The 8,378-nt window shown below is 43.7% G+C and carries 9 protein-coding genes and 1 other RNA gene; 9 read left to right on the forward strand and 1 reads right to left on the reverse strand.

Annotation, left to right across the window (positions count from 1 at the left end; genetic code table 11):
* The 9 genes from hflC to cysQ all read left to right on the forward strand — a co-directional run.
* On the forward strand, positions 1 to 847 hold an 847-nt coding region (gene hflC, locus CEX73_RS00015), incomplete at its 5' end, for a protease modulator HflC (protein ID WP_101626616.1).
* Positions 848 to 975: 128 nt separating this feature from the next.
* On the forward strand, positions 976 to 2,283 hold the full coding sequence (locus CEX73_RS00020) for an adenylosuccinate synthase (protein ID WP_101626617.1): 1,308 nt from the start codon (positions 976 to 978) through the stop codon (positions 2,281 to 2,283).
* 149 nt (positions 2,284 to 2,432) lie between these two features.
* The gene (gene rnr, locus CEX73_RS00025) at positions 2,433 to 4,658 is read left to right on the forward strand and encodes a ribonuclease R (protein WP_101626618.1); all 2,226 of its coding nucleotides are present in this window, start codon (positions 2,433 to 2,435) and stop codon (positions 4,656 to 4,658) included.
* 46 nt (positions 4,659 to 4,704) lie between these two features.
* On the forward strand, positions 4,705 to 5,469 hold the full coding sequence (gene rlmB, locus CEX73_RS00030; RefSeq protein ID WP_101626619.1) for a 23S rRNA (guanosine(2251)-2'-O)-methyltransferase RlmB: 765 nt from the start codon (positions 4,705 to 4,707) through the stop codon (positions 5,467 to 5,469).
* A 227-nt stretch (positions 5,470 to 5,696) separates the two neighbouring features.
* Positions 5,697 to 6,089, forward strand: coding sequence for a 30S ribosomal protein S6 (gene rpsF / locus CEX73_RS00035; RefSeq protein ID WP_101626620.1), 393 nt, complete (start codon positions 5,697 to 5,699; stop codon positions 6,087 to 6,089).
* A 6-nt stretch (positions 6,090 to 6,095) separates the two neighbouring features.
* Complete coding sequence (gene priB / locus CEX73_RS00040) at positions 6,096 to 6,410, forward strand: primosomal replication protein N (protein WP_260080836.1); 315 nt, start codon at positions 6,096 to 6,098, stop codon at positions 6,408 to 6,410.
* Positions 6,411 to 6,418: 8 nt separating this feature from the next.
* A complete protein-coding gene (rpsR, locus tag CEX73_RS00045) occupies positions 6,419 to 6,646 on the forward strand; it encodes a 30S ribosomal protein S18 (protein WP_101626622.1) in 228 nt (75 codons plus the stop codon).
* A 68-nt stretch (positions 6,647 to 6,714) separates the two neighbouring features.
* The gene (rplI, locus tag CEX73_RS00050; protein WP_101626623.1) at positions 6,715 to 7,167 is read left to right on the forward strand and encodes a 50S ribosomal protein L9; all 453 of its coding nucleotides are present in this window, start codon (positions 6,715 to 6,717) and stop codon (positions 7,165 to 7,167) included.
* 13 nt (positions 7,168 to 7,180) lie between these two features.
* On the forward strand, positions 7,181 to 7,924 hold the full coding sequence (cysQ, locus tag CEX73_RS00055) for a 3'(2'),5'-bisphosphate nucleotidase CysQ (RefSeq protein ID WP_101626624.1): 744 nt from the start codon (positions 7,181 to 7,183) through the stop codon (positions 7,922 to 7,924).
* Positions 7,925 to 7,965: 41 nt separating this feature from the next.
* Here cysQ and ssrA read toward each other — a convergent pair.
* Positions 7,966 to 8,353: a transfer-messenger RNA gene (ssrA, locus tag CEX73_RS00060) on the reverse strand.
* Positions 8,354 to 8,378: the final 25 nt, after the last annotated feature.

Genomic DNA, 8,378 nt, shown 5'->3' on the forward strand with positions numbered 1-8,378 from the left:
AACAGTTAAAAACTTAGATGCTCGTATTCAGACCATGGAAAATCAGGCGGATCGCTTTGTTACTATGGAAAAAAAAGATCTAATTGTAGACTCCTATATAAGGGGGCGTATCAGCGACTTTAGTCGTTATTATCTCGCTACCGGTGGAGGCGATATTTCACAAGCAGAAGTACTGCTGAAACGTAAATTCTCCGATCGCTTACGTTCAGAACTAGGGCGGCTGCATGTCAAGGGTATCGTAACCGACTCACGTAATCAGCTGATGACCGATGTGCGGGAAGCGCTTAATCATGGGACCTCTGGCGATGACGATGAGTTGCCATCGACTGCTACTGATAATGCCATCGCATCTGCGGCAGCACGTGTTGAGCGCGAGACTAACGGTTCGGAACCTCAACCGGCAGTAAACTCGAATAGTATGGCGGCGCTTGGTATTCAGGTGGTGGATGTGCGTATTAAGCAGATTAACTTACCGACCGAAGTGTTTGATGCTATATATCAGCGTATGCGTGCGGAACGTGAGGCAGTTGCCCGTCGTCATCGTTCGCAGGGCCAGGAAGAAGCTGAAAAGCTGCGTGCAACTGCAGACTATGAAGTCACCCGAACCTTGGCCGAAGCAGAGCGTCACTCACTGATTATTCGTGGTGAGGCAGATGCAGAGACCGCTAAACTTTATGCTGAAGCTTTTAACGAAGATCCTGCATTCTACGTTTTTGTCCGTAGCCTACGCGCATATGAGAACAGTTTCAACGGCAACAATAATATTATGGTACTCAGCCCGGAAAGTGATTTTTTACGCTTCATGAAATCCCCGAGAAAAACAGTTGTCAACCGTAGTATCCACTGATGAATATATTAGGAATTAAACCAATGCTCTTTACCTTACCACCATCTAATATCGCATAAAATTAAGTGCTGAAAAAATAAAATTCAGATGATAAAATTTACTTTTAAGTAATCTGGTAAATGTAAGATATGAGTAATAACGTCGTTGTACTTGGCACCCAATGGGGTGATGAAGGTAAAGGGAAGGTTGTTGACATTTTGACTGAACGTGCAAAATATGTCATTCGTTATCAGGGAGGACACAATGCTGGTCATACTTTAGTTATTCATGGTGAAAAAACAGTCCTTCATTTAATTCCTTCGGGCATTCTACGTGAAAATGTGATTAGTATCATCGCCCACGGCGTCGTACTATCGCCGGAAGCTCTAATGAAAGAGATACATGAACTAGAGGCGCGAGGTATCCCAGTACGCGAACGCATGCGGATTTCTGAAGCTTGCCCGCTTCTTTTATCTTACCATGTTGCTATGGATATAGCACGTGAACAAGCTCGTGGCGCTAACGCTATCGGAACCACAGGACGTGGCATCGGTCCTGCCTATGAAGATAAAGTAGCGCGACGGGCACTGCGCGTAGGCGACTTGTTTAACAAAAAATCTTTTGCCGTTAAGCTTAAAGATGTTATGGATTACTATAACTTTCAATTGGTGCATTACTATAAGGTAGAATCTGTTAACTATCATAAGGTACTTAACGAGGTCATGGCTGTGGCAGATATATTAACCAGTATGGTAGTTGATATCTCCGAGCTACTACACAACGCCTATCAGCGCGGTGATGTAATGATGTTTGAAGGTGCTCAGGGTACCCTATTAGATATCGATCACGGTACTTACCCCTATGTGACATCTTCGAACACCACCGCTGGCTGCGTTACTACAGGTTCTGGCCTAGGACCACGTTATATAGAGTATGTGTTAGGTATAGTTAAGGCTTACTCCACACGCGTAGGTGCTGGCCCATTTCCTACAGAGTTGTTTGAAGAAATAGGTGAGTTTCTATGTACTAAGGGTAATGAGTTTGGATCTACAACTGGCCGCCGGCGTCGCACTGGTTGGCTTGACGCAGTAGCTCTCCGCCGCGCTGTACATATCAACTCCCTATCTGGCTTTTGCCTTACCAAGCTTGATGTGCTAGATGGCCTGAAAGAAGTCAAGATATGTTCTGCTTACCGCATGCCGAATGGTCGCATCATGCAGACGACCCCAATGGCGGCAGAAAACTGGGAAGGTATAGAACCTATTTATGAAACTCTACCGGGTTGGAGCGAGACGACCTTTGGAATGCAAGCGTTAGCAAATTTACCAGAAGCGGCGCGGAACTATATTAAACGTATCGAAGAACTTACCGGAGTACCAGTTGATATCATCTCAACTGGTCCAGATCGCAGCGATACTATTATTTTACGTAACCTATTTAGTGTTAGCGTGTCATAGCTAATAAACTGACATTAAAAAATAAACCGGGTACATTAGATCCAGGTTGATTTTCTAAGCCTTGCTTACCTGCACAGTGACCCTTTTACAACATTATGGAGGTAGCATGATGTCAAAATATCATTTTTTGGAACGAGATAGAGAAAAATATGAGTTCCCAGTTCGAAAAATATGAGTTCCCAGTTCCTAGCAGGGAATTTATCCTCGTTCACCTCGCCAAGCGAGAGACACCGACAAGCCGTGAAGATTTAGCGCGGGAACTAGATCTGTGCGGGGCAGAACAATTAGAAGGTCTACGCCGGCGCCTACGCGCTATGGAGCGAGATGGGCAATTAATTTTTATCCATAGACAGTATTATGTTTTACCAGAACACCTAAATTTACTACGTGGTACGGTCATTGGCCATAGAGATGGTTTTGGTTTTCTACGAGTTGATGGCAGAAAAGAAGATTTTTATCTTTCTGCCGAACAGATGAAAATTGCTATTCATGGAGATGTAGTTCTCGCACAATCTCAGGGAGAATATCATAAAAATCGCAGAGAAGCGCGTATAGTGCGAGTCCTAGTGCCTAAAACCAACCCGATCGTAGGTCGCTTTGGCGTAAATGCTCACAGCGCCTTTGTCGTGCCGGATGACAGTCGTCTTAGTTTCAACATCCTCATTCCGCCGGAAGCTACGCATAACGCTCATATCGGCTGCATGGTAGTAGTGAAATTAACTCAGCGTCCTAACCGTTACACCAAAGCGATCGGTAAGGTAGTAGAAGTGCTCGGCGAGCAAATGGGCCCTAGTATGGCTGTAGATATTGCGCTGCGTGCCCACGATTTGCCCTATATATGGCCGCCAGAAGTAGAAAAACAGATTGCTGGTTTGAAAGAAGAAGTACCGGACGCGGCCAAGCGCGGTCGGATTGATTTACGCATGCTACCGTTGGTGACTATCGACGGAGAGGAAGCATGTGATTTTGATGATGCAGTATACTGCGAGAAAAAACGCGGAGGATGGCGTTTGTGGGTAGCTATTGCCGATGTCAGCTACTATGTACGTCCACATACGCCGCTTGATTATGAAGCACGCAACCGTTCTACTTCAGTTTATTTCCCGTCTCAGGTGATTCCGATGCTACCTGAAGTGCTTTCTAACAGTTTATGTTCGTTAAATCCGCAGGTAGACCGGTTGTCTATGGTGTGCGAAATGACTATCTCCGCTCATGGCAGGCTCTCTTCTTATAAGTTTTATGAAGCAGTAATTAATTCCCAAGCACGTCTGACCTACAATAAAGTCTTACAGATATTGCAGGGCAACCAAAAGCTGCGTACTGATTATGCGCCGCTAATTAAACCTCTTACCCAGTTATATGCTATGTCTCAAAAGCTGGAGTATGCGCGGATACAGCGCGGCGGTCTATCTTTCGAAACCGAAGAAGCAAAGTTTATTTTCAATGCCGAGCGCCGTATTGAACGCATTGAGCCGGTGGTCCGTAATGAAGCGCATAAACTGATTGAAGAATGTATGATTCTAGCAAACATCGCCGCTGCACGTTTTATTGATAATAATAAAGAGCCTGCACTATATCGGGTACATGATCGGCCCAGTCATGATAATATTACCTCACTGCGTACTGTTCTAGGAGAACTAGGATTAACCCTGGGCGGCGGTGATCAGCCTAAACCTAAAGATTATGCCGACATTATGAGTCTAATATCTGGCCGGACAGATCACGAAATGTTACGAACAATGCTACTACGATCGATGAAACAAGCAATTTACGATCCTGAAAATCGTGGTCATTTCGGTTTGGCTTTGCAGGCTTATACTCATTTTACTTCGCCTATCCGTCGTTATTCAGATCTAGTGTTGCACCGAGCAATTAAATATCTGTTAGGTAGGCAAAACGGCGAAGTCAATGGCCGTTCTACTCCAACCGGGGGCTGGCATTCAGAGCTTAAAGAAATGCTACAGATTGGTCAGCAGTGCTCGATGAGCGAGCGGCGGGCTGATGAAGCTACCCGTAATGTAGCTGATTGGCTGAAATGCGATTTTATGCAAGACCATGTAGGTGAAGTGTTTGACGGAATTATCGCCAACGTAACTTGCTTTGGTTTCTTTGTACGTATTAATGAACTGTTTATCGATGGTTTGGTGCATGTATCATCACTAGATAATGATTATTACCGCTACGATAATGTTGGTCAGCGGCTAATCGGCGAATCGGGTGGTCGAATCTATAGGATTGGTGACGCAGTAGGAATTCGTGTCGAAGCAATACATATGAGTGAGCGCAAAATTAACTTTTCCTTGATCTCAACCCGGCGCAATGATCAAAAAAGCAAAAAGCAGCCACCAAATCAGCAGCACCTAGCTGCTAGCTAACCTACTCACCTACAGAACAAAGTACAAGGTAAACAGACACGGAAGAATGAGTGAAATTATTTACGGCATTCACGCTGTGCAGGCTCTTTTAAAACGCGCTCCCCAATTGTTTCGAGAAGTTTATATTCTCAATAAACGCGATGACCAGCGCTTTAAATTGCTAATTAAACAACTAGAGCAAGCAAATATTATGATTCAGCTAGTAAATCGCAAGTGGCTGGATGGACAAGTAGAAGGAGCTGTGCATCAGGGAATCATAGCACTAGTGCAGCAACAAGAACCCCAGTTTCAGGAACAAGATCTACCAGCGCTGCTGGTACCGCATCCGCATCATGCCGCTCCTCTGTTGCTGGTGTTAGATGGTATCACTGATTCTCATAATTTAGGTGCCTGCCTACGTTGTGCCGATGCTGCCGGAGTACATGCTGTCATTATTCCACGTAATCGTTCGGCACATTTGAACGCTACAGCTAAAAAAGTAGCCAGTGGCGCGGCAGAAACCATACCACTTATCCGTGTTACCAACCTAGTGCGTACGTTGCGGCTATTGCAAGAATATCATGTCTGGATTATTGGCACCGCCCTTGAGGCAGTCCATAACCTTTATCAGAAGAAATTAAACTTAACTAGGCCGATAGCATTGGTTATGGGTGCGGAAGGTAAGGGGATGCGTCGTTTGACCAAAGAACATTGCGATGAGCTTATTAGTATACCCATGGCTGGGTCTGTATCTTCGCTGAATGTTTCAGTAGCGGTAGGTATTTGTCTTTTCGAGGCGGTCCGACAACGACAAAAGATCGCTTGTTTATAACTGTCGTTCACAATTTCATAAGTACTTAGTTAGTGTAGCTTACATATACCATCGCTTTTTTCCGTTTTCCGTTTGATGTTATTCGCGGTAACATAATAATCAGCCTTAGTCCTTGTTTTTACCAGATCTGATAAGTACAATTGCCCGTTGTTTTTAACAAGACACTGCCTACTTCCTTGATAGTAGGCTAAAGAGTCCGTATCCGTGTATCCGTAAGGAGCAATTTAATGCGTCATTACGAAATTGTTTTGATGGTTCATCCTGACCAAAGCGAACAAGTTTCTGGAATGATTGAACGTTACAGCGCTGTTATTACCAGTGCTAAAGGTCAAATTCATCGTATGGAAGACTGGGGCCGCCGTCAGTTGACTTACCCCATTAAAAAACTGCATAAGGCGCACTATGTTTTAATAAACTTAGAAGCATCACAGAAAGTAATAGACGAGCTGGAAAAATCTTTTCGCTTCAATGATGCGGTTATCCGTAGTATGATAATACGTGTGAAGCATGCAGTAACTGAAGGATCTCCCATGCTAAAGACAAAAGATGAATACCGTGAAGATTTAGCTACAGAAACGAAAACATATTCTGAGGCCAATTCAGAGGTAAATAATGAGTAATGTATGATGGCTAACCGTCTGATGTTATCAGGCACGGTTTGCAAGACGCCCATTAGAAAAGTCAGTCCATCTGGTATCACACATTGCCAATTTGTGCTTGAGCATCGTTCTGTGCAGGAGGAAGCTGGTTTTGCACGCCAGGCATGGTGTAGGGTACCCGTCGTAGTAAGTGGAAAAACCTCAAACCAGATTACTCACCGTATAACGGTCGGCGAACAAATTACTGTACACGGTTTCATCAGTAGTCATCAAGGACGTAATGGACTCAGCAAAATGGTATTGCATGCTGAGCAGATTGATTTGATAGATTCTGGAGACTAACATAGCATATGGCACGTTATTTCCGTCGTCGCAAGTTCTGCCGTTTTACTGCGGAAAGCGTTATTGAAATAGATTATAAAGACATCACCACACTGAAAAATTACATAACCGAAAGCGGCAAAATTGTCCCTAGCCGTATCACAGGTACTCGTGCGAAATATCAACGTCAGCTAGCCCGTGCGATCAAACGTGCACGCTACTTATCTCTATTACCATACACTGATCTTCATAAATAACAGATAGTTTGCTACTATACTCTATACTTAAGAGTACTAACTATTATCCAATATCAGAGGATAAGTTTATGCAAGTAATTTTGCTGGATCATGTTTCTAACCTTGGCAGTTTGGGTGAACAAGTTAACGTAAAAGCGGGCTATGCCCGTAACTATCTAGTACCACAGGGTAAAGCTGTGCCAGCTACGAGAAAAAACGTTGAGTATTTTGAAAAATGTCGTGTGGAATTAGAAGCAAAACTTGCTGATATTAAGGCTACTGCTGAAGCCCGCGCTGATAAAATTAATGAACTAGGAAGAGTCACTCTCCTATCGAAAGCTGGCGAAGAAGGTAAATTATTCGGCTCTATCGGTACTCGCGACATTGCTAATGCGATCACTACTGCTGGTATTAATGTCAACAAAAGTGAAGTACGCCTACCTCATGGCGTTCTACGTACTACTGGCAATCATGTAGTAAATATTCGTGTTCATAGCGATATTTTCGTTACTCTGAATGTAGTTGTGATGGCTGAAGCGTGAAAAGATCATTTATATGATAAAACAAATTATAGAACTTTCTCGCGTGGCAGGAAATGCCATTATGCAGATCTATAACGGGGATCAACCGGTGGTCTTTAATAATAAGCCGGATGCCTCTCCAGTTACTACTGCAGATCTAGCAGCACATCAGGTGATAGTTTCTGGTTTGCAGAAATTAACTCCGGATATACCGATCCTATCGGAGGAAAATCCGCCTTGCTGGGATTTACGACAGCATTGGCGTTGTTTCTGGTTAGTAGATCCACTAGATGGGACCAAAGAGTTTTTACGTCGTAATGGCGAGTTTACAGTCAATATTGCTTTGATAGAAAATAGCAAGCCAGTCATGGGGGTTGTATATGCACCTGCCATGGATATAGTGTATGCGGCAGACAACAGTAACGCATGGAAAGTAGATGCTAGTAACCATTGGTTCAAACTATCGGTAAAAGAAGCGCGCCCCCCACTAGTTGTGGTTAGTCGCTCTCATGGTAACAATCAAGAACTACATGATTACCTAATACAACTAGGAGAGCATAAAACTGTGACTATTGGGTCATCACTAAAATTTTGCCTTGTGGCAGAGGGTAGCGCACAAATTTATCCGCGTTTCACCCCTACTAATATTTGGGATACTGCTGCTGGCCATGCAGTCGCTATCGCTGCTGGTGCCCAAGTAAATGACTGGCATAAACAATCTATTAATTATACTCCGCGTGTATCTTTTCTTAACCCTGGCTTCCAAGTGTCGCTTTGAGTTATGAGTTATTTTCTATTTTCGTTTGAGGTGGGTTAGGTGGGTGGAGCTGGCGGGATTTGAACCCGCGTCCAGAATTTCTACGCCTTTGGTACTACATGCTTAGTTCTGTCTTTACTTTTGTTTGTCAACTGCGAACAGACACGCAACTGAAAACTAGCCTAATTAAATTTTAACGTTTGAGTCCTAGGCTAGACATCTACGCGATCTCTTTTATGTTTGACCTCTCTTGATTCCCTGTTCTAAGAGCGGAGACTAGGGAGAGAGGAAATCTTCTGTTTTTAGGCAGATTTAAGCTGCTAATGCAAATGCAGCAGATTCGTATTGCGATTTATTTGCAATTATTTATTTTAGGTTTTTTTACGAGATAACCTAACCTCGGCATGCACCTAGGGTTACGTAAATCCTGTCGAATCCAGAAACAGCCCCATAGATAGTACATATTAATTAAATA

The sequence above is a fragment of the Candidatus Palibaumannia cicadellinicola genome (genome assembly GCF_002855795.1).
Lineage (GTDB): Bacteria > Pseudomonadota > Gammaproteobacteria > Enterobacterales > Enterobacteriaceae > Baumannia > Baumannia cicadellinicola_C.

Excerpts from the sequence above, each read along its gene's own strand:
- CEX73_RS00020 (WP_101626617.1), top strand. The coding sequence starts at position 976 with ATGAGTAATAACGTCGTTGTACTTGGCACCCAATGGGGTGATGAAGGT.
- rnr (WP_101626618.1), top strand. The coding sequence starts at position 2,433 with ATGAGTTCCCAGTTCGAAAAATATGAGTTCCCAGTTCCTAGCAGGGAA.
- rlmB (WP_101626619.1), top strand. The coding sequence starts at position 4,705 with ATGAGTGAAATTATTTACGGCATTCACGCTGTGCAGGCTCTTTTAAAA.
- rpsF (WP_101626620.1), top strand. The coding sequence starts at position 5,697 with ATGCGTCATTACGAAATTGTTTTGATGGTTCATCCTGACCAAAGCGAA.
- priB (WP_260080836.1), top strand. The coding sequence starts at position 6,096 with ATGGCTAACCGTCTGATGTTATCAGGCACGGTTTGCAAGACGCCCATT.
- rpsR (WP_101626622.1), top strand. The coding sequence starts at position 6,419 with ATGGCACGTTATTTCCGTCGTCGCAAGTTCTGCCGTTTTACTGCGGAA.
- rplI (WP_101626623.1), top strand. The coding sequence starts at position 6,715 with ATGCAAGTAATTTTGCTGGATCATGTTTCTAACCTTGGCAGTTTGGGT.
- cysQ (WP_101626624.1), top strand. The coding sequence starts at position 7,181 with ATGATAAAACAAATTATAGAACTTTCTCGCGTGGCAGGAAATGCCATT.